Source organism: Sphingobacterium arenae, assembly GCF_014692505.1.
Taxonomy (GTDB): Bacteria; Bacteroidota; Bacteroidia; order Sphingobacteriales; family Sphingobacteriaceae; genus Sphingobacterium; species Sphingobacterium arenae.
In genome coordinates this window covers 378,179-402,035 of record NZ_JACNYK010000002.1, presented here as the reverse complement: position 1 = coordinate 402,035, position 23,857 = coordinate 378,179, and the positions used below count along the sequence as shown (strand labels likewise).

14 protein-coding genes are annotated in these 23,857 nt (G+C 41.5%); all 14 read left to right on the top strand.

Annotated elements, in window-relative coordinates; translation table 11 throughout:
* Positions 1-225: 225 nt before the first annotated feature.
* The 14 genes from H8B17_RS08040 (at position 226) to H8B17_RS07975 (ending at position 23,824) form a co-directional block, all read left to right on the top strand.
* Positions 226-3,492, top strand: a complete 3,267-nt coding sequence (locus tag H8B17_RS08040) for a SusC/RagA family TonB-linked outer membrane protein (protein ID WP_223816435.1) — start codon at positions 226-228, stop codon at positions 3,490-3,492.
* A gap of 18 nt (positions 3,493-3,510) precedes the next feature.
* Positions 3,511-5,109: a RagB/SusD family nutrient uptake outer membrane protein gene (locus tag H8B17_RS08035; protein WP_190308682.1), complete on the top strand. Its 1,599-nt coding sequence runs from the start codon at positions 3,511-3,513 to the stop codon at positions 5,107-5,109.
* Between the two features lie 23 nt (positions 5,110-5,132).
* The gene (locus H8B17_RS08030; protein WP_190308681.1) at positions 5,133-6,053 is read left to right on the top strand and encodes a DUF5017 domain-containing protein; all 921 of its coding nucleotides are present in this window, start codon (positions 5,133-5,135) and stop codon (positions 6,051-6,053) included.
* Entirely contained in the window at positions 6,050-7,246 is a 1,197-nt protein-coding gene (locus H8B17_RS08025) for a hypothetical protein (RefSeq protein ID WP_190308680.1), read from the top strand. The genes H8B17_RS08030 and H8B17_RS08025 overlap by 4 nt, the downstream gene beginning before the upstream one ends.
* A 119-nt stretch (positions 7,247-7,365) precedes the next feature.
* A complete protein-coding gene (locus H8B17_RS08020) occupies positions 7,366-8,397 on the top strand; it encodes an alpha/beta hydrolase family protein (protein WP_190308679.1) in 1,032 nt (343 codons plus the stop codon).
* Positions 8,398-8,409: 12 nt separating this feature from the next.
* Complete coding sequence (locus H8B17_RS08015) at positions 8,410-10,593, top strand: TonB-dependent receptor (RefSeq protein WP_190308678.1); 2,184 nt, start codon at positions 8,410-8,412, stop codon at positions 10,591-10,593.
* Between the two features lie 150 nt (positions 10,594-10,743).
* Positions 10,744-12,165, top strand: a complete 1,422-nt coding sequence (locus tag H8B17_RS08010) for an acetylxylan esterase (RefSeq protein WP_190308677.1) — start codon at positions 10,744-10,746, stop codon at positions 12,163-12,165.
* Between the two features lie 9 nt (positions 12,166-12,174).
* Complete coding sequence (locus H8B17_RS08005; protein WP_190308676.1) at positions 12,175-13,566, top strand: enolase C-terminal domain-like protein; 1,392 nt, start codon at positions 12,175-12,177, stop codon at positions 13,564-13,566.
* A complete protein-coding gene (locus H8B17_RS08000) occupies positions 13,563-14,693 on the top strand; it encodes a plastocyanin/azurin family copper-binding protein (RefSeq protein ID WP_190308675.1) in 1,131 nt (376 codons plus the stop codon). Before H8B17_RS08005 ends, H8B17_RS08000 begins: the two co-directional genes overlap by 4 nt.
* Entirely contained in the window at positions 14,693-16,180 is a 1,488-nt protein-coding gene (locus H8B17_RS07995) for a PQQ-dependent sugar dehydrogenase (protein ID WP_190308674.1), read from the top strand. The genes H8B17_RS08000 and H8B17_RS07995 overlap by 1 nt, the downstream gene beginning before the upstream one ends.
* 35 nt (positions 16,181-16,215) lie before the next feature.
* A complete protein-coding gene (locus H8B17_RS07990; protein ID WP_223816434.1) occupies positions 16,216-17,373 on the top strand; it encodes an alpha/beta hydrolase family protein in 1,158 nt (385 codons plus the stop codon).
* Positions 17,374-17,442: 69 nt separating this feature from the next.
* Positions 17,443-18,513: a LacI family DNA-binding transcriptional regulator gene (locus tag H8B17_RS07985; RefSeq protein WP_190308673.1), complete on the top strand. Its 1,071-nt coding sequence runs from the start codon at positions 17,443-17,445 to the stop codon at positions 18,511-18,513.
* A gap of 263 nt (positions 18,514-18,776) precedes the next feature.
* Positions 18,777-22,082 (top strand): SusC/RagA family TonB-linked outer membrane protein, encoded by a 3,306-nt coding sequence (locus H8B17_RS07980; RefSeq protein WP_190308672.1) that lies wholly within the window; start codon positions 18,777-18,779, stop codon positions 22,080-22,082.
* 8 nt (positions 22,083-22,090) lie between these two features.
* On the top strand, positions 22,091-23,824 hold the full coding sequence (locus H8B17_RS07975; protein ID WP_223816433.1) for a RagB/SusD family nutrient uptake outer membrane protein: 1,734 nt from the start codon (positions 22,091-22,093) through the stop codon (positions 23,822-23,824).
* Positions 23,825-23,857: the final 33 nt, after the last annotated feature.

Sequence of the window (23,857 nt, the reverse complement as noted above, 5' to 3'; positions counted from 1 at the left end):
TCAATAAAAAATATTGGTAATATTAATATATAATACTATTATTGTAATAGAGCTAAAGACGTTTCATGTCACATCGGTAACGTAACCATAATTTATAAATCAAATAAATAATAAAAAGTTCGAACACGGAGGTGGGTTAAAAAATAATATAAATATTGTCCATCTTATTTTCTAATGAGAATGTTTTCGGTAACGTAAACGTAGTTTAACCAACATAAATATTTTATGAAAAAAGAATACTTACCATTTTTTACGTCGTCTTTTATCCTACTTTTCTGGATGAATTCTTACAGCAGCTATGCTGTAACTTATTCGACTACCCACAATGAGGAGCGGGCGGAGATGATTCTTTCCTTCGGGGAGGGGAAAGACGAGAGGATTAAGAAGCAACAACGTTATACTGTTTCTGGACGTGTTATAGATCCGCAGGGCAATCCTTTGCCAGGTGTGAATGTATTTATCCAAGGGAGTACCTATCAGACTGTTACGGATGCGCAGGGGAATTATAAGTTGGAAGTCTTTGGGAAAAATGTACTGACCTACAGTTTTATCGGCTTTCACATCGAGCAACGTAATGTTTCTGCGACAGGTATTATCAATGTTACACTTCGTGTGGAGGAAGATCGTTTGGAAGAAGTTGTTGTGATTGGATACGGAGAAATAGCCCGCAAAGACTTAACGGGATCGGTTAGTACCGTATCAATGAAGGATATGGAGAAAGCACCGGTACCATCGTTTACAGAGGCTTTACAGGGGCGTGTCGCCGGGGTTAGCGTCTCCGCAACAGATGGACAGCCGGGACAGGAAATGAATATTGTCATCCGAGGGGCCAACTCCTTGACACAGAGCAATGCTCCGCTATATGTTATCGATGGATTTCCCGTTGAAGACCCAGACAATGGAGCCATTAATCCAGACGATATTGCTTCCATAAATATTTTGAAGGACGCATCCGCTACAGCTATTTATGGATCGAGAGGTGCAAATGGCGTTATTATTATTGAAACGAAAAAAGGTAAAGTCGGAAAACCAATAGTTACTTTTAATAATACCCTTGGCTTTCAGGGGGTACAAAAAACCATTTCCGTAATGAATCCTTATGAATTTGTGGACTATCAACGTGAGCTTTCTCGTGCTGGTTATAGATCCTATACCCCGGGCGAATTGGATCCTTCCGAAGAAGGGTTTGATCCACGCGGTCTCACTTTGGAGGATTATCGAAAAGTTCCCGGAATCGACTGGCAGAATCAGGTGTTTCGGAAAACGCTGAATAGAATTCATACGATAGCAATACGCGGAGGAACAGATCAGACGCGTTATGCTATGTCTGGGTCTGCCTATAGTCAGGATGGAATTCTGCTCAATTCTGGTTACGATCGATATCAGGGGAGGATCAATATAGACCAGTCGTTAAGTAAGAAATTGAAGGTGGGTATTATGGCTAATATGAGCAAACGAAAAACCTACGGTACCAATGTCGCATCAGGTGAAGGGTCTTCTTTTACGACATACTTGCTTAGCCGGGTGTGGGGATATCGGCCTGTAGCTGGAAATATCAATATCAATTTATTAGAAGAAGATATTGATGAGGAAGCGCTTAATCAATATGATGCTAGGTTCAACCCGATTGTTACCAGTGAAAATGCTTACCAACCTACCTTTGTGACAGATTTCCTCACAAATGTTTACGCAGAGTATAAATTCCTGCCGGAATGGATATTGCGAATGACGGGCTCTGTAACCCGAAGAGACGCTCGAAACGAAATGTTTTTTAATTCAAGAACCCCACAAGGTAGTCTTATTAGTTACTTTAATACGCGTGCGATCAATGCAAGGGTTAATTTTAATGAGCGGATTACGTTGTCTAATGAAAATACGCTGACCTATACTAAAAAATTCAACAATAAACATCATTTAGTTGGAATGACAGGTTTATCTTTTCAGGAATCAAATTATAATGCCTACGGCTTTTCGACACAGCAGATCCCGAATGAAAATCTGGGTATGAGCGGCATTGACCAAGGTACGCCTTATGCAACTACAGCGCTGCTTTCAGAATTCTTTTTGATGTCTGGCTTCGCACGCTTCAATTATAATTATGATTCGAGATATTTACTTACGGCAACGATTCGTGCCGATGGTTCCTCGAAATTTGATAAGGTGAACCGTTGGGCATATTTTCCTTCGATGGCGGCAGCTTGGAATGTGCATGAAGAGCCTTGGATGAAAGAAATATCCGGAATTTCGGAGATTAAGATTAGGACTAGCTATGGATGGACAGGAAATAACCGAGTTGGCGAATATGTCCGTTTCCCTAGTCTGACACAACCGTTCGGTGCTTCTTATTCTTGGCAGAATGCCACACCAACACTGGGAGCGATTGTATCTGATTTAGGAAATGAAGATTTAAGGTGGGAAACGACTGAACAAGTGGATTTAGGGTTAGACCTCGGTTTTTTTGACAACCGCATTGCGGCCATCATTGACGTTTATAGAAAGAACACACGCGACCTGTTGTTAAATGCGCTATTACCTACCTCGACGGGGTTTAATTCGGCCATGAAAAACATCGGTAGTGTGCGCAATGAAGGATTAGAGATCACACTGTTTTTTGATAATATTAAGAAGAAAAACTTCTCTTGGTCTTCTAGTTTTAACATCAGCTTTAATAGAAATAAAATCTTGGCATTGACCGAAGGGCAGGACAAATTATTCATTACGCCGTCTTTCGAATCACAATATAATGCCAATCCACTGTATATTTCGGAAATTGGGCGTCCTGCTGGCATGTTTTACGGCTATGTTTGGGAAGGTGTCTATAACTATAGCGATTTTGATAATCCGTCAGAAGGTGTACATGTATTGAAACCGTCGCAGCCCGATAACGGTACGGGACGTGATAATATCCGACCTGGTGATATTAAATATCGTGACCTCAATAACGATGGAATCGTTGACTCCGACGACTTAACGATACTTGGTCGCGGCCTGCCAATCCACGGTGGTGGCTTCAATAATGATTTTACTTACAAAGGCTTTTCTCTGAATGTATTCCTACAGTGGTCTTATGGCAATAAACTCTACAATGCCAATCGACTGATGTTTGAAGGGAATGGTAATATTCGGACAAATATCAATCAATATGCAAGTTATGCAGATCGGTGGACGCCGGAGAATCCAAATAGTACGTTGTTTCGAGCCAGAGGACAAGGAGTAACAGGCTACCATTCCAACCGGGTATTGGAGGATGGCTCTTATATGCGGTTGAAAACAGTTTCACTTGGGTACGAAGTTCCAAGAAATATTATACGCCCCTTGGCGATAACGCAACTCAACGTGAGTTTGGCAGCACAAAATTTATGGACTTGGACTAACTATACAGGAATGGATCCTGAGGTTTCGGTAAGAAATTCGGTATTGACACCGGGATTTGATTTCTCTGCCTATCCAATTCCGAGAACGATCGTTTTTGCACTTAAGGCAACGTTTTAATAATATTAGATAATCATCATGATAACGAGATACACGAAAAGAACTTTATTTATACTGGCTACTGTATTGATAACCAGTTCCTGTGAGACAGCTTTTGAAAAAAATCCAAATGATTTCCTTGCTCCGGTAAACTATTACGAAACAGAGAGTCAATTGATGGCAGCACTAGCTGGTACTTACGATATATTAGGAGGTGTGTATGGCACGGTTTGGCTATATCGAACAGGCATGGAAGGAGATGAGGGGTACTTTGCGCGATCAACTCCTGTATTAGGTCCCCAAAACTTTAACCAAGCCGCTAGCGATAATGATACGCATACTATATGGCGTAATCTTTTTCAAGGAATTAACCGAGCAAATGTGTTGTTGGCGAACGTCAATAAAAATCCCGGTATTCCGATTGAAATCAGGAGTCGTATCAGAGGAGAGACACTATTCTTACGCGGTTACTATTATTTTGTACTTGCTCAGCTTTGGGGTGGGGTTCCTATTTTTATAACGCCTACAGCCTCTGCGAAAGAAACAGATAGCCAGCGAAATAGCCTTGCGGAGGTCTATACACAAATATTGGAGGATATGAAGGAGGCTGAAGCATTAGTGCCGAACATTAATGAGATACAATTTAGTGGAAGGATCAATAAATCTGCCGTCAGGGGCATTTTAGCGAGAGTTTGCCTATACATGGCTGGGAATCCCTTGAAAGACGAGTCTAAATTTGCAGAAGCACGTAGTTGGACGCTTAAGGTAATGGAAGATGATGCGGTCGCGCATGCATTGAATCCCAGTTATTCAGATGTATTTATAAAAATTGCGAGAGATGAGTACGATATTAAAGAGAGCATTTTTGAGGTCGAATTCTGGGGTAACCGAACAGACAATTACACGGAAACAGGGTATGTCGGTTTTGCAAATGGACCACAGACATCAAATAACAATACAGGGAACGGATTTGGAGGGATACGAACGACTGCTAAGCATTATAGGAAATACGAAACCGGAGATCTTCGAAGAGATTGGAATATCGCAGATTTCACGTACAATAATACAGGGGAAAATGGAGCCAAAACGATGATTAATGCCATTTCGGAATCATCATTATATAATCGACAGGCTGCAAAATTCCGCAGAGAATACGAAACCTTGCTTCCGAAAGCGGTAGGGCAAACGCCTCAGAACTTTCCTTTGCTTCGTTACGCTGATGTATTGTTGATGTTTGCCGAAGCCGAAAACGAAGTGAATAATGGCCCAACGCAAGCCGCCTACAACGCGATAAACCAAGTTCGTAGAAGAGCATTTGGTAAACTGTTGCCGGAAGCGGAAAATGTGGAAGCGCATGATCTGTATGGCTTGGATTATACTGATTTTAAAACCCAGGTGCAAGATGAACGTATGCGCGAACTGGCCTTTGAACAAATGCGTAAGTTTGACCTTATTCGTTGGGGAATATTTTCTTTTGAGATGAGCACTGTCCAACAAGACATTGAGCGTGTGTTCACGACTATTCCATATTACAGAGATCGTTTTGCAAATGCAGAACAGGAAAAACATACCGTATGGCCTATTCCGGCTGCCGAACTGATGCTTAATAAATTGATGACACAAAACCCCGGCTGGTAAACCGGATAATAACCGTTAAAAAGATGAAAAAAATATTCATTTATTTTTTGGCTGTAGGTTTCCTCCTAGAAACATCCTGCGACGATTCGTTGGAAATTACTGCGGCGCACGACTTTGACATAGTTATAGAAAAGTCCACATATGCTGTTGATGAAGAAATTACATTTCAGCTGTCGGGGGAACCCGGTATAATTACATTTTACTCGGGAGAAATAGGATGCGATTATGAATATCGAAATGGTCGGATTGTTCCGCCTGGAGAAGCGACATTGTCGTTCAATAATCGAGTAATTTATGGCACGCAACCCAACCAATTTTCTGTGTTGGCATCCACCGACTATTCTGGGTTAAGGAATATTGATGCGATTAAAAGTGCTAAGTGGATAGATATTACTGATCGATTCACCTTAGCTACCACCGATGCGTATGTACCTGCAGGCGTAGCTGATCTAGCAGATGTCGTGGCGGAGGGGATGCCGCTGTATATCGCGTTTCGTTTCATTCAGGATCCAGCTACCAATGCCGCTCCCCGTACTTGGAATATAAATAATCTAGCACTCACGAGCATAACAACGATTGGAGCGACTTTATTGGCGAATCACCTCACAGGCGGTTTCGAACTGTTTTATGTCGGACCGAAAGAGACAAGCGGCCGTTCCAGTGTTGCCTCCGGATCGATTACATTGCGAGCAAACTCCAATTGGAGTAGTGTCCCTGCTTATACGGAAGATTGGTGCGTTAGTAAGGGATTTGATTTTGGGGCGAAAGATCTTGGACCCGACCGCCCGGTTAAGGTAAAAGGAAATTCAGATGCGAAAACGGAAACTTTTACATATAGCTATACTAAGCCCGGCACCTATAAAGCATACTTTGTCGCAACCAATGCTACTATTAAAGAACAGGAGACAATTATCAAAGAAGTTACGATAGAAATTATCCCATGAGACTAACAGAAATAAATATTGCGTGTGTTATCGCTATGACACTTTTTCTGTTCGGATGTAAACAATCAAATCCCGAACCAGAATCACTAAATCCCGGACGGGATTCAACAGAGACTGTCGTGTTTAAAGCAGATACGGTTTTTACAGTTAATTCAGAAACGACATTAGATGGGGCTTTTTGGGAAGAAGTTCAGACAGCGCTCGATACAGGTCACGTCCTAGTGCGGTTTGCAGTCGGTGAATATACTTTAACTGAACCTATTGTTGTTAAAAATATTGGACACGATGAGTATTCACTGATGATATCTGCTCAAGCAATAAACCGATGTATTTTTGAGGGAGGAATTCCCACACTGATGACGTTAGAAAATTGCTATAACGTCCGTTTGCGCGGACTTAAATTCACGGGTGCTTCAACAGACCATGCTTTGCAAATAAGAAACAGTCGACACATTATGCTGGAAAATTGCTATATGCAGGACCTGCCTAATATTAGTATTGCGGCATTAGGTATCTATGAATCTACGACGGATGATATCCGTGTGGTGAACTCCCGATTTGAGCGTATTGGAGTAGATGAAAATGCTCACGTGATTTGCGTGTTAGGAGGAGCTACCGGACTGAAAGTAGTGGATAGTTATTTCAAAGACTGCTCTGGATCTTTTATTCTTTTTGGAGGTAATATGGTTGATAGGGGGGTGTTTTTTAGAAATGATTTTATTTCAACCGGAACATACCTGTCTGGTATAAATCCCGCCTTTATCGAGGTTTCTGCTTCAAACAGCACAGATCCAGGCAATGAGCGAATGGGTACGAATTATGTCATTATTGATAATACGTTTAGCTATGGAAATATGGGTAACCAGAATAAACTGCATGCAGTCGTGTTTCACAGCTCTGGATTTAATCCCGAGAATCGTAATTATCGATTATCAATCGCCGACGGGGAAAAGTTACAGACAGGTACCGTCTTGGATAAACAAAATATAATGTCTGTCCAGCTGGGATTGGAAGCTGATAAGATATATTTCGGTAAAAACGTTAGCAGAAACGCAAAATTTAGTGCTGTTTATCAATACTCCAATAGTTATGGATCTACTGGTTCTTGGGTTGGTACAGCGAATATAGAGGAAGCACTGAACACAGAAGAATTGTTATTCTCAGGAGAAGAAGCGCTCACACTTTATGATTAAAGATACCGTAAAAGCAATATATAAACTCTATACGTATGATCAACAACACATACAATCGCAACTTGCTAGTTTTATTTTTAATAATGATTTCTTGCTTTCTTAAAGGTCAGGAAAAAACGTTGACTAAAAAAGAAGACGATGCACGTATCGATAGCTACGAACAGCAACTGAAAGATTATTTAGTTGATTATTTGGTTGATGGGTATGAGGAACGATCCAGTCGACTTTGGAACAGAGATTATAGCAGCGGTTATGCGCTGGAGAGGAGTGTTGAGCCGAACCGTAGCAGATGGAAAGAGGTTCTGCATCCGCCCATCTTAGAAAAAACAGGTGCAATGACAAAGATCTCTTACGAAGTTAATGGTGTTCATGCAGAATGGGTAACCTTACCGCTTGGTGATATTGTGGCAGAAGGGATTTTAGCATTTCCAAAAGGAACAAGTAAGGATGATCCAGTGCCCCTCATCATCGCTCAACATGGTATTGGAAGTGGCCCAGAAACACCTTTTGAAAATGGAAAAAGTTATCACGCGTATGCAAAAGAGCTGTTGGAAGCTGGATTTGCCGTTTTAGCACCACTGAACTTGAGGTCGATAGAACGACGCAATAATATAGAACGGTATGCCAGGTTAGCGAAAACTAGCATTCCGGGGATTGAGTTTTCGCGTATGCAGCACTTATTGGATATGGTGTTGGAAGATGAAAGGATAGACAGACATCGTATTGGGATGTGGGGTGTCTCATTAGGTGGTATGGCAACAATGTTTTGGATGCCATTAGAGCCCCGGATTAAAGCAGGAATTGTTTCGGCTTGGTTCAACGAACGAAGAAATAAGATGGTTGTGCCAGACGAACGGTATTCATCTTTTATTATGACGAAGGAAGACTATGTATATGTTCCCGGTTGGTTAGAAGAATTTTCAGATGATGATGTAGTTTCCATGATCGCACCGAGACCCTTGCAGATACAACATGGCAAGAAAGATCGAATTGCACATTGGCCACAGGTTATGGAAGAATATGAACGTGCAAAAGTACACTATAAGAAGTTAGGAATAGAAAATCAGATTGATATGATTATGCACGAAGGTGGACACGAAGCTATCGTGGAACCGGGTATAGCTTTTTTTAAGAAATGGTTGGGGCGTTAAAATAGCAGTGATATGAGAATAACGTACTTCATCTTCTTCTTTTGGTGTAGTTTGTTCCTCCATAGTCGATCGCAGGATCGGACTAACCTTCGAGACATCGATGAAAGAGCTGGATATCAGTTGCCGGAAGTAATAGTAACGGCGGATAAAACGGAAACGGATATGCAGAAAACCCCGCTAAGCCTCAGTGTTTTAAATGCTAACGAAATTCATCATGGCCGAATATGGGATGTAAAGGATATTTCCGCTGTGATTCCAAACCTGTACGCTGCACATCCTGGCGATCTCCGAAGTGTTATTAGCATAAGGGGAATAACCACCTCTTCATATGAGCCAGCGGTGTCTCTTTATATAGACGGTGTAAACCAGTTTAGTCTAGATACGTATATTTCTCAACTGAACGATATCGAAAGAATAGAGATTTTAAGAGGCCCACAAGGTACACTGTATGGGAGAAATGCCAGTGGAGGAGTTATTAATATAATAACGAAGCAGCCGGATAATCATATACGGGGTTTTGCCGGAATAGATTATGGAAATTTTGGCTTGCAGCGTTATACTGCAGGTATAGGAATCCCCGTCATTACCGACAAATTATTTATTGGAGCAACCGGTATGGTCCAACGTAAAGATGGTTTTTTTCGAAACAAATTTACAGGTTCATCTTACGATGATGTGGACATGAATCAGGGGAATTACTTTTTGAAATACCAACCGAATAAACGATTGACATTTTCGATCAACGTAAAACATCAATTACAACTGAACAGCGGAGCCTTCCCCTTAGTCTCCGACATGCAAGAAGCTTTTGAAAATCCCTATACATTGGACCAAAACCGACTATCCAAAATGAGGGATAACACTTTTAATGTTTCTTTGACTGGCATATACAAGCATGACCATTACACGCTGACTTCCCAGACTTCCTATCAGGACAATTACCGTTTTTACGAAGACCCGATAGACGGTGATTTTTCTAGCCACGATATTATAGCCGTTATAAATAACTATGGCAAAAAATGGAACAGAAGTAAAGTTTTCATGCAGGAGATCCGGTTTTCGTCTCCTTTACATTCCGTTTCCAGATTGCGTTGGAATATGGGAATTTACGGTTTTAAGCAAGAAAATCCGGTTAAACAGGGAACCTACTACGGTGATGATGCAGAGATGTACGGCTCACCGGTAACCAATTTTACAGATATCACTATCAATAATCTTACAGGCTACGGTTTTGCAGGGTTCGGGCAGATAGATTATCAGTTGTCTTCGTCACTAAACCTAATTGCCGGTTTGAGATACGACCATGAGTACAAGAAACAGCAGATAGAGGGTGCATTTCTACCGGATGGTGGAGAAGCTGTCATCACCAGAACGGATACCTCGACGTCTGAAGTGTATAGAAATTTGAGTCCGAAAATCACTTTGAGTTACCGTCTATCCAAAGACCATAATTTTTACGGAATGTACAGCAAAGGATTTAGAGCAGGGGGTATAAGTCAATTATCTTCCGATCCTTCTACACCACCGCTTGTTCCGTACGATTCGGAATATAGCAACAATCTTGAAATAGGCAGCAAAAATATGTTTGTCGAAAATAGATTAAGGTTGAACGCTACATTGTTTTATACCCAGATAAAAAACGGGCAGATACCTGTTCTAATGATGCCGGAAGCGCTCACATTAATCCGTAATGCGGCTAAATTGGAAAGTAAAGGGCTAGAATTAGAACTGTCTGCTCTACCTGTTAGAGGTTTTGAATTTACCTATACTTTTGGTTATACCCATGCTGCCTATAAGGAATTAATTATCGCTGATGATGGAGAAAATAAAGACTTAAGCGGCAATAAACAGATTTTTACTCCGAAAACAACATCGTTTCTATCATTACAATATAGCCGAAGTATAACAGCGCATACAAATTCTACATTATTTGCAAGGTTGGAGCACAGACGTATCGGAAAGCGGTATTTTAATCTGGCGAACACGATTTATCAAGATGCGGATAATCTGCTAAATGCCCGCATAGGTTTTCAATATAAAAGAACGGAGATCGCTTTATGGGTATCCAATTTGATGGATAAAATATATATCGATTATGCTTATGATTTTGGAGCGGTACATTTAGCGGAACCTCGAATGTATGGTTTAACCTTGAAAACTAGTTTTCTAGGAAACTCAAGTAAAAAAGGAAGTTAAAAGAAAATAAACCGAGTGTAACGAGCTCATCTATACAATTGAGATTTAACACGTATAGATAATTATATACAGATAAAAAAACTTGGATGTAATGAATAATGTTTTTAAATTCGTTTATATTATAAATCGAAACACCTTAACAAGAAAAGAATGATAAAAGCTATTTATTCAAAATTTAATAATTATAACGGGTACGTTAACGTATTTAAAAATTTTGCGCGCAGCGCGATAGTTTTTATCTTTCTAAGTGGTATGTTTTTGGGCGCTCACGCACAAGATTTAAAAGGTATAGACGTCGTATCCGAGAAAAAGAAAACTACCCCGACGGTTGAAATTGCCGTGGTATTGGAAAAGCGAGATTGGACATATGATATAGGAGAGGAAGCTGTCTTTGTCGTAAAGGCATATAAAAACGGTATAGCTTGCGATAATGAAAAAATCCAATTTGAAATAGGCCCCGAAAAGATGCAGTTTACGAAACGTGGTGAGATGGAGATAAAAGGTGGGGAAGCATTGATCTCTGGCGGGACAATGCAGCAGCCCGGTTTTTTAAGGTGTGAAGTGAAAATGGATGTCGACGGAAATCCTTATAGTGCTCGGGCAACGGCGGCATTCGCGCCGGAGGAAATTAAACCAACGGTTATGCAGCCTAAGGATTTTTCCGTTTTTTGGCATACAGCGATGCAAAAGTCTAAATCGGTGCCTCTCCATAAAAAGCTAACCTTGTTGGAAGACCGAGCTACCGAGGATGTGAATGTTTATCAGGTTGAATACGAATTTCTGAGTGAAAATGTCGAAAAATTTTATGCCGTACTCTGTATTCCGAAAAAGGAAGGGAAGTATCCTGCAATCATACGATTTCCAGGTGCAGGTTGGGCTCCACTGTCGGGCGATAAGGCAAACTCCGCCAAGGGATTCATCACGCTCGATTTGTATATACATGGTAAACCCGTTACAGAAAGTCAAGCGTATTATGAGGATTTGAAGAACAACGAGCTTAAGGACTATATGTATAAAGGTATAGACAACCGCGATTCTTTTTATTACCATAATGTACTGCTAGGGTGTAGGCGTGCTGTAGATCTAATTTATGAACTACCCAACTTCGACGGTGAAAATTTGGGTGCTTGGGGATCAAGCCAAGGAGGAGCGCTTTCCATCATCACTACCGCATTAGATAAGCGTATCGATTATTTTGTTGCGCTATGTCCTGCTATGTGTGATTTTTCAGGTTATTTATATGAGCGGGCAGGGGGATGGCCACATTTTTTTCTGCGTCCCGAATTATATGAAGATAAGGAAAAGGAAGTATTAGAAGCATTGTCTTATTACGATGTGGTCAATTTTGCCACCCATATCAATGTGCCGGGTTTCTTTTCTTGGGGTTTTAACGATGCCACCACACCACCTACCTCCTTCTATGCGGCATATAACATGGTGCAAGCACCAAAACAAACTTTTGTCATCCCTGAAGGGGAACATAAGATATATCCTCCACAGCGACAGAAAACCTACAATTGGTTAATGGATAATTTGAGGAAAAATAAAGCAAGTAGCCCAAGTGAAACATAAAAGATAGCAATGGATCGTAGATATTTCTTGGCAAGTTCTGCTATTTTATGGGCTTCAGCAAGAATAAAGATAGGAAACGCAAACACGAGTAGAAAGTTAGAAATGATAAATCAATCAACAATCATAAAAACAAAGTCAGATTTTGAAAGAGAGAAGCTCCGGTTCCCTTTTGGATTTAAGGGAGCATATCTCAGCGAATTATGGCAAATAGTCGTTTTGCTCGAGAACGATAAGGGAAAAAAAGGACTGGGATTAGCTACGCAGAGTGTCCTATATGGCGATGCGGAGATATTTGCCTCTACCTCTGAATCCAACGGAAACGCAACTATGTTTGTGCTAACAAATAAGGCGTTAAAATGGATAGAAGGGCGATCATTAGATAGCCCGATAAAGCTGTTCGACGAAATGCTACCTTGGTTGATCGAAGAAGGTAAAAAACTAACAGGATATCCTAATCTTAATATAAATTTTGTATACAATGCCTTGGTTAGTATTGATAATGCAATGTGGATGTTATATGCAGAAGAGAACGGTATCTCAACATTTACCGAACTTATACCTTCGATTTATCGTCAAGCGTTTAGTCACAAAAATGATCGGATCGCCGTTATGTTTCAGATTTCTTATGACATGCCACTGGCAGATATTAAAAAGGCAGCTGAAGAAGGATATTTTGTATTTAAGATAAAAACGGGAAGTCCTGGTGATCAAGAGAAGATGTTGCAACAGGATAAAGCGAGATTAAAAGATATCCATGATATCCTTAATGCGGAAAGGAATAAAAGGATAAACAGAATCTATTATACGATGGATGCCAACGGACGCTATGACAAAAAGGAAACATTGTTAAAGTATCTGGATTACGCAAAAGAAATTGGCGCATTTGAACACATTCTGTTATATGAAGAACCTTTTGGGGAGAGTGACAATGAAGACGTTTCGGATCTAGGTGTAATTATCGGAGCCGACGAGAGTATTCACAGTGAAGAAGATGCCCGTCGTAAGATTGCGTTGGGATATAAAGCATTTATCTTGAAAGGTATAGCAAAGACATTCAGTCAGACTGTTAAGATTGCTAAGATAGCCCATGAAAATGATATACCATGTTTGTGCGCAGACTTGACAGTCAATCCAATTTTGATGGAGTGGAACAAGAATGTTGCCGCTACACTGGCTCCTTTTCCTACAATTGGGATGGGATTGATGGAAACCAATGGTGATATGAACTATGTCAATTGGGAAAATATGAAGAAGAGACATCCGCTTGCGGACGCTAAATGGACGCGGGTGGTAAACGGTGTATTTACATTGGACCAAAATTTTTATGACACTGCAGGTGGTATTTTTTCCATTTCGACATATTACCAGCAAATGATGGGGATTGCGAGGCAGGGATTATGAAAACAATATTAAAAACAACGCCAACGGTTAAGAAGCTGATTGCCGTAGCTTTTGCTTTTTTGATAGTTATCGGTATTTTGGGTTACAAAGAGGGATATTCAACCCAAAAAGAACCACCTAAGGAAATTAACATATCGGTATTACCCGGATTGCAGTTTAGTCTACCTAGATTTCATGTTGTTCCAAGGCAGCAGGTCGTCCTTCGTTTTACGAATACGGACGATATGGATCATAACCTCTTGGTTATTCGTCCGAAATCTCGAGAAAAGGTGGTAAATCTCGCCGCTAAATTAGGGGCGGAAGGAGTAGCAAAAAGTTATATTCCCGAAACTGAGGACGTGATGTGGCATACGTCTGTTTTACATGCAGATCAAACAGAAACATTGTCTTTCACAGCACCATCAGAAGAAGGGGTATATCCGTATGTTTGTACCCTACCAGGACACGGACATGTCATGTACGGAGCGATGTATGTTAATGAATCTGGTGAAATGCCCGTGTTGACTGAGGATAAAGCAGTGCCACACCATGTTAAGAATAAAGTGCATGTTCATGCAGAAACCAAAAATCATCCTTATGAATTGGTACCTCCTTATTATTATCGACTATATATTGATGGCGCAAGCCCAGCAGCAATTGCTGTCCACTTACCTGGAAACATATCCTTTTGTTGGGATGCAACTCCCTGTCAGATGAGATTTGTATGGAAAGACGGGTTTGTCGATAATACGGAGTTGTGGAAAGGACATAAAGATGCGAAAGCGAAGATAGAAGGGACAATTGTGTACCGCGAAACCCGGCCGGACGTACTAACGATCGGCGAACAAAATACAAACAAGAACCCGCCTAAATTTAAAGGATATCGGGTAACGGATGGTGGTTATTTAGAATTTTGTTATATCATAGAAGGTATCGAGATTTTTGAAACGATAAGAGAATTGGAAAATAAAAATGGGATTGTACGTCATTTTCGGATTCCAACATTAGATGATAATGTTGTTTTTCACCATACAGAAGAAGAAAAAATAACCTGTTATTATAATGGCGTACCATTACCGGCTGGGCCGCTTGTCTTGGATAAAAAAAACGGAAAGCAATTTAGTGTGGAGTTTAGAATAGAGAAATAATGAGAACGGCGATTACATATTTTTTAGGTGCGTCGATAGCCTTAGCAGCTTGTCAAAGCGACGATCTAGTCAGTGACGGTGCATCTTTTCAAATAGATACTATTGAAACACCTCCTGGGTTGACGGCAGAAGTAGCCGCATTGGATTTTTTAGCAGATGGTCGGTTGGTAGCAGCTTTTATGCGGGGAGAGGTGATGATTTACGAACCGGATACGAAGGAATGGCGTGTTTTTGCAACAGGTTTGCACGAACCGCTTGGTTTGAAGGTCATTAATGACCGTGAAATACTGGTCATGCAATTACCCGAACTAACACGGATCAAGGATACCGATGGCGATGGAAAGGCAGATATGTACGAAACGGTATATGACGGATTTGGTATGACGGGAAACTATCATGAATTTACCTATGGCCCCGTGGAAGACAGCGACGGCAATTTGTATTTTGCCTTGAATTCTTCCTCAGCGGGAGGAGGGATATCTGCTGAACTTCGAGGAGATACGTTGATGGACGGCAAGAGTCGGGAAGGTAAACCTATGTTTTCCATTGTACCCTATAGGGGTTGGGTGATGAAAATGAAAAAAAATGGAGAGATTGTGCCGTTTGCTTCGGGTTTTCGTTCCCCTAATGGATTAGGGCTTGACGCAAAAGGAAGGCTGTTTGTTACCGATAATCAAGGAGATTGGGTAGGGTCGAGCCCCTTGCACTATGTCCAAGAAGGTAAATTTTACGGACATCCGGCAAGCTTGGTATGGACGAAGGGATGGAATAGAGGCAACCCATTTGAACTGAATGCGGATACATTAAATGCAATGCGGGAGAAGCCTGCTGTGATTTTTCCACATAACGTCATCGCAAATTCACCTACCCAACCTGTTCAAATTAGACATAATAAAATGCTAAAGCCCTTTGAGGGACAGTTTATTGTAGGCGAGATGAATCAAGAACGCTTAGTTCGTATTATGCTAGAAGATGTAAAGGGGGTGGTTCAAGGTGCAGTGACACCGTTTATAGATGGTCAGGGGCTACGAAAGGGAAACAACAGGTTAGTTTTTGCGCCGGATGGTAGTCTGTGGGTAGGCCAATCAGATCATGGCTGGCTAGGAGATAGGGGAATCCAACGCATTTCGTTCACTGGCAAAACGCCGTTTGACGTAGCGGACATACATCTTCTTAAAAACGGTTTTGAAATGTATTTTACACAACCTATCGACCTGGGAGATAGCATTCATATCGCCAAAGCTATCCGAGTTCGTCGCTATAACTACCTATACCATCAAAAATATGGTTCGCCAGAAGTAAATCTTAAACAAATGTCGGTACACAAATGGAAAATATCGAATCGAGGAAAGAGATTGCAGATAGACCTCGGTGAAATGGAGAAAGATTATATCTATGAAATCACGTTAGATTCCGTTTTTAATAAACAAAGGACAGATACCTTGCTGAATAAGCTAGTGGTATATACGGTCAAGGAAACTTTATAATGATTTGTTTTAATAGAAAAAGCACACGATTTAATATGAAAAGCAGACGAAAAATGCATATCGCACTTTGGAGCACCGCAGTATTTATGTTAGGCACGTTAGCCACTCACGGCCAAACCATGAAAGTGTCCAAAAAAGAAATATGGGATAAGATAGAGCGGTATTTTGTTCCACCTGAACAATTTAAACACGAATTAGGTGAATATCGTTCCCCTTTGAACTTTTATGATGGCAGGGTAGTAAAAACAAAGGAAGATTGGGAAGAACGAAGGACAGAAATTAGAGAAAAATGGCACGACATGATGGGGGAGTGGCCTGGTATAATAGAAGATCAGACCTTAAACATATTGGACTCCACTCAGAAAGAGGGGTACACACAATATACGGTGACTTTTAAATGGTTGCCGAACGAAGAAACAACGGGATATCTTTTAGTACCCGGAACAAAAGGTAAAAAACCAGCAGTGGTAACGGTTTTCTATGAACCAGAAACAGCAACAGGTGCGGGAAAACCACATCGCGATTTTGCTTTGCAATTAACAAAACGTGGGTTTGTAACATTATCCATCGGCACGAAAGAGACATCTGCCAACAGAACCTATTCGCTTTATTACCCGTCAATAGATAATGCTACAGTGCAACCTTTATCTATGCTGGCATATGCCGCGGCGAATGCTTGGGAGGCATTGGCGAAATATTCAGAGGTTGATGAAACCCGCATCGGAATTATGGGGCACTCTTATGGCGGAAAATGGGCGATGTTTGCCTCTGCTCTATATGATAAATACGCCTGTGGGGTATGGTCCGATCCGGGTATTGTTTTTGACGAAACCAAAGGAAGCGGTGTGAATTATTGGGAGCCCTGGTATCTTGGTTATTATTCCCCACCTTGGAAAGACACATGGCGAAAAACAGGAATGGGAGCAGATGCAAAGGGGCTATATCCGAAACTAATTGAAGAGGGGTATGATCTACACGAGTTACATGCATTAATGGCACCACGTCCTTTTTTGGTTTCAGGTGGATCTTCAGACCCCTTGGAAAGATGGATACCACTGAACCATACTATTGCAGTAAATAAATTGTTGGGCGTTGAAAACCGGGTAGCCATGACAAATCGTGTAGCACATTCACCAGATAGCACTTCCAATGAACAAGCATTCTTATTTTTTGATTATTTTTTGAAACGATAGGTCGAGCGCGACGATGGATATTGGAAAATATAACGTAAATTTATCGTAAACTAACTTTATTAGGGAAGTATGATGTCTGATGACAAGGATAAAAAACGTTTTGGGATTAAAGATATTGCCAAACTTGCCAATGTTTCTATCGGAACGGTAGATCGTGTACTTAACAATAGAAAGGACGTCTCCGAAGCAACTCGGAAAAAGGTTAAGGATATCATAAAAGAATACAATTATCAGCCTAATCTTTACGCAAGATCACTATCCGTTAAAAACAATATTAAGATTTCCGTTATTATCCCTAAGACATCTTTACAGACAGGTTATTGGCAACTGTGTTTAGAAGGTATTCGTAAAGGTATACAGGAGTTAGAACCCTTTGGTATACAAACCGAGGTGTTTCTTTATGATCAAGAGGATGTTCACACTTTTTTAGAAGTTTCAGAAAAAACGATAAAGTCTCAGTTTAATGCCGTCGTCATAGCGCCGATATTCATTAAAGAAACGGAAGCTTTTGTGAAAAAATGCCATCGGAAAAAACTGCAGACGATATATATAAATTCCGATATTCCAACTAAATCAACATTAGGTTATATTGGCCCGGATTTGAACAGTACGGGAAGACTGGCGGGAAACCTGACTTCTTATTTAGTGGGAACAAATGCCAAGATACTTATTTTGAACATTGCGAAAGGCTTGGAAAACTATAAGTATTTAGATACAAAAATTGAGGGCTACAAAACGTATCTTAATAATCTGAATAAAAATTTTAGAATAGAAGTTGTCGATATTCCTTATAATGAATATACAGAGGTAGAAAAGGAGTTGTGGTCTAGTATTAGAAAGTCTAATCCTGATGTATTATTTGTTACGAATTCTAGGGTTTCTGTTGTAGGACGTTTTTTTTATGATCATCAGGAGATAAAGAAACCCTATATTATAGGATTTGACTTTTTGGAAGCCAACGTAGACTATCTCTCGAAAGGGATTGTAGATTTCTTAATCTGCCAACGTCCGGATAAACAGGGATATTTTGCGTTAAACTACCTGTATAGATTCTTTTTGCTAAAGGAGAATGTCATGAATTTTAAACCCATGCCAATTGATATTATTACTGTTGAAAATTATATGTTTTACGAAAATTGAAAAAAATATTTGTTTTTTTAATGTTTATATTTTACCTTGGATCAGATTATAAGCAATAAATTAGTTGATATCAGACAGAGACTAACGTGATGAAAGGAATCTCCATAGAAAATTTATCGTTACTTTTTTAACTCATAAGGCATGTCGCCTTTTTTTAAATGCAATGTTCGGTAACGTTAACGAGAGAATATCGAAATAACTATAAATTATATAAAATAGAACATCAAATAAAATACAGCGCAGTTAAAATTATAAGACTAATTATGGTAACAACGAACAACTCTTTTTTATTTTATCCTAGGGATAGAATGCAAAAACGGGGAAGACTATATCCTTTGGTCAGGATATGGGGGATAGGAATAACTGCATTCTTTATAGGAAGCGGTTATGCAGCGACTCCTTCATTTGAGCTGGATGAAGGAATAATACTAAATACCAGCCCGTATAATCAAAGGGAGATAAAAGGTTCCGTACGTAATGCAAATGGGGAGCCCATCGTAGGAGCGACGGTGACCGTTGTTAGGATACAATCAAGTGCCTCTACGGACGAAAACGGAGTTTTCAACCTGTCGGCGTCGGGGTTGAGTTCTTCCGATGTCTTAGTCATATCTTATATCGGGTACGTAACTCAGAAAATGACTATTGGCAATAAAACGTCCTTTGATATAGTTTTGGAAGGAGAGGAATCTACATTAGAGGAAGTTGTGGTTGTTGGTTACGGTACACAGAAACGCGCGCACATGACAGCAGCGGTTGATGTGGTTTCGGGCGAGGCCTTGGCTAACCGTCCGTCGGCTAACGTAGCGGATCTTATTAAAGGCGCCTCACCGAACATGAACATCAACATGGGGATGCGGGGAGGCGAACCGGGGGCGGCAAGTGGCTGGAATATAAGAGGGGTTGGTTCATTAAATGGAAGTAGTAGTCCTTTGGTTTTAGTAGATGGGGTAGAAATCGATATCAATAGTGTAGATCCCGAAACGATCGAAAGTATATCGGTACTCAAAGATGCTTCCGCCTCAGCAGTTTATGGTTCGCGCGCGCCCTATGGTGTGATCCTGATCACGACAAAAAAAGGAAGTAAAGCGGAAGGTGTAAAAGTCGATTATTCGAATAATCTTTCTATCTCCTCGCTGCTTCGTTTACCACATTTTATCGATGCGTATACTTGGGCAACGGCTTATAACCAGGCCAATGCCAATGCCGGTCTCACTTCCGTTTATTCAGACGAACAGATGGAAAGAATAAAAGGATATATCGACGGGACTTTTCCATATGAATATGATCCGGAGAATCCGATTGACAATATTTGGGCCGGTCGGCGAAATGGAAATGCCAATAACGACTGGCCTCATCTTTTGATGGGAAACAATTCGTTAAGCCACAAACATAATTTAAATGTATCGGGTGGATCGGAACGGACACAGTATTTTCTTTCAGCCGGTTATTCCAGACAGAACGGAGCGTATGCTGTTGGTCACGATCATTATCAACGATATAACCTCATGTCCAATGTGTCGACAGAAGTGACCGACTGGTTGCGGTTAAATTCCAGCTTGAAGTGGGCGTCCTCGGATACAGATTATCCGATGGGAGAAACGACCGTTGGGAGGGAACATACCTTTCGCGAGATGTTGATGTTTGCTCCAATGATGCCGCATTATAATATTAATGGTACGGTTCAGAGCCCGTTGGTGCGCTTGTTGCAAGATTCAGGGCGGGATATTAGTAAACGGGCAGATTTCTTAGCAAATATCGGTGCGGAGATCGAACCTATTAAGGGCTGGAAGACCACATTCAATTATAACTATAACATCCGCAATACAAAGGCCAGCAGTAATCCCAAACCGGTGATGGTAGAACTAGGAGACGGTTCGTTTGGTAATATTGGAAAGCCGGAATCTACCTATGTGTCGAGTTACTCCGAACGGGTGTATAAGTTGTTGAATGCGGTAACCTCGTATGAATCACAGATCGATGAGCATTTCTTTAATATTATGCTGGGTTTTGAACAGGAGGAATTACTGACGACCGGATTGTCGGCAACAGGTACGTCGCCGGTGGTGGACGAATATCCTTCCATCCGAACCTCTCTGGGCGGGGTGATCGCGACGGATAATATGGAGCACTGGGCGACAAGGGGGGCATTTGGCCGGTTGAACTACAACTATCAGGAGAAATATCTGGTGGAAGTAAGCGGTCGCTATAGCGGTTCTTCCCGTTTTCCGAAAGATAAACGTTTTGGGTTCTTCCCTTCGGCTTCTGTCGGCTATGCAATCTCGAACGAACCCTTTTGGGAATCTATGCGGGGCTATATCGATTACATGAAGCTGAGGGTATCCTACGGCTCTTTAGGTAATCAGAATATTACAAACTATCTGTATTATGACAAAATATCAATCTCTCCCGAGACACCTTGGATATTGGGAGGGCAACGGCCTCCTTATGCCGGTGTACCGACTCTGATAAGTGACGATATCACCTGGGAGACGATTAACACCTTCAATATGGGGGTAGAGATGAACCTGTTGGATTCACGTTTGGGGCTTACCTTTGACTGGTATAACCGGAAGACATTGGATATGTGGGGAGCTGCTTTTGAATTGCCCTATGTATTGGGCGCGACTGCACCGGTCACGAACAATGCAGATCTATCCACAAAAGGATTTGAGCTTGTTGTGGACTGGAACGATCATATATCACATGATTTCAGCTACAATGTTAAGTTAGCGTTGGGCGATAGCCGGACGACAATAACAAGGTATTGGAATCCTATGGGACGAATAGATGGTTGGTATGCCGGAAAAGAGTATGGTGAAATCTGGGGATTCGAAACAGGAGGTATTATCCAAACCGCTGAAGAAGCTGAGACTGTCGCGGCGGGGCAGAAGCGATACCATACGAATTGGGGACCGGGTGATATTCGATACGTAGACCTGAATGATGATGATGTCATTGATGAAGGGAGCCGTACACTGAATGACCGTGGGGATCTGAAAGTTATCGGTAATACCAGTCCGCGCTACAATATCGGTATCAATGCCGGTGCGAACTGGAAGGGGATAGACTTTAACATGTTCTGGCAGGGCATTTTTAGACGCGAATTTTATCCAGAAACGACATCACCGTTGTTCTGGGGGTTAACAAGCGCTTGGGCAGGTTCGGGGCTGTACAAGGATTCGCCAGCACTCGACTATTGGCGACCAGCGGATGAAACAAATATACTAGGACCAAATACAGGAGCTTACCTACCTAAACCTTATTTTACGGCAGAAACAAATAAGAACAGACTAGCGCAGACTGCATACGTGCAGAATGCAGGTTTTATACGCCTGAAAAACGTACAGGTGGGGTACACCCTACCATCCTCGACGGTAGGGAACATATTCAGTAAAGCACGTGTTTATTTCTCCGGCGAGAACCTGCTAACATTCTCAAGCCTGCCGAAAGTATTTGATCCGGAAACGGCTATTGCTTCGGACAGTCGGGAGGACGGATACCTCACCAACGGAGTTATCTATCCGATGAGCAAAGTATTTTCTTTAGGTATTAATCTCACATTAAAATAAGGATGGTTATGAAAACTTTAACAAAAATATTAGGTCTAGCCGCTCTGCTTTCTGTCATTGCCTGTAACGATGACTTTCTGGAACGTCCGCCGTTAGATCAAGTAGCTTCGGAGATGTTCTTTGAAAAGCCAAAGGATTTAGAGACATATGTAAACCAGTATTACAACGCAACTTTTTTTACAAAATACGCTAATCACGGTAATGATTACGACAGCGACGATCTCGTTGGTCCGACAGTCAATACGCGTCTGGCAGGGACACGACCGATCGTGACGTCTGGCAGCATCGGGTTTGGTAACGTACGCAGCATCAATTATTTTATGACACATTATAAAAAGATCGAGGCGCTTCATGAATTCGATAGCTATAAACAATACGTTGGGGAGGCCTATTATTTTAAAGCGGTGACATACTTTAACCTGCTAAGAAATTATGGAGACATACAATGGCTGGATGTAGAACTGGGCGATACTTCCCCGGAACTATATAGTCCCCGTACACCTCGACAGATTGTGGCGGATCGTATTATCGGCTGTTTGGATACGGCAGCCATGTACCTGACGACGGAGAAAACAAACGGGTATGAGCGTATCAATAAGTGGATTGCATTACTGATGCAGAGCCGTGTGGCCTTGTATGAAGGTACCTGGCAGAAATACCATAACGGTACGCCTTTTGGTGTAGAAAATGCAGATCCGAATAAATATCTCACCAAGGCTGTGGAGGCTGCTGAGCAGATCATAGAGTCTGGGTTATATGGAATCTATAATACAGGGAATCCGGACGAAGATTACCGAAATCTGTTTATCCAGCGGGATTATACGGGAAGCAGTGAGGTGATGTTTTGGCGCAAGTATGACAACAATCTCTCCCGAGGCAACAGTTCCTTTACCAATGACCGTAACTTTCGGATGTCGCAGCCACTTGGACGGTCGATCTCCAAAAGTATGATCGACGATTACCTTTGTACTGATGGTCGTGCGATTTCTGGGAATGCACTTTTCCAGGGCTACAACACGATTGTTGAAGAGATGGAAAATAGAGATCCTCGATTTAGGCAGACGGTAGCTTCCCCGGATCAGGTCTGGAAGATACAGGCTAATGGAAACGTAGAGAACTGGTCTACTGTATTTTCACGGATGAACAGCAATGCCGACCTCAATGCACCAACAGGGTACATGATCCAGAAAGGTTACGATCCACAGGTCATTTACCATATCCAGCAATATGGCGAGGAGCCCGCTGTTATTTTTCGCTATGCCGAGGTACTGTTAAACTATGCCGAAGCTAAAGCGGAATTGGGCGATATCAGTCAGGGCGATATCAATAAAACAGTGAAGCTCTTGCGCGACCGGGTCGGTATGCCGAATATCGATATCGAGTCAATTGCAACAGATCCGGACTGGGATTTTTCTGCCTTGCCAGCTATCATTAATGAAATACGGAGGGAGCGTCGGATAGAACTCGTGGCCGAAGGATTCCGTTGGGATGATATCGCGCGGTGGGCTGCGGCAGACGAGCTGATTGTCGGTAAACGGCCAAAGGGCTTTAAGGCCAGTCAGATAATCAACAAAGATGAGTTTCCGGTGGATGAAGATGGTTTTATGGATCCTTATCGGAACGCCCTAAAGCCAACGGGCAACTACGATTTTAAGGTGGATAGAGATTACTTGGATTGCATTCCGGAAAGCCAGATAGTTTTAAATCCAGAAAACTTGACACAAAATCCCGGATGGCGATAATAATATTTACAGGATCTCGAAAGGAAAGCTATA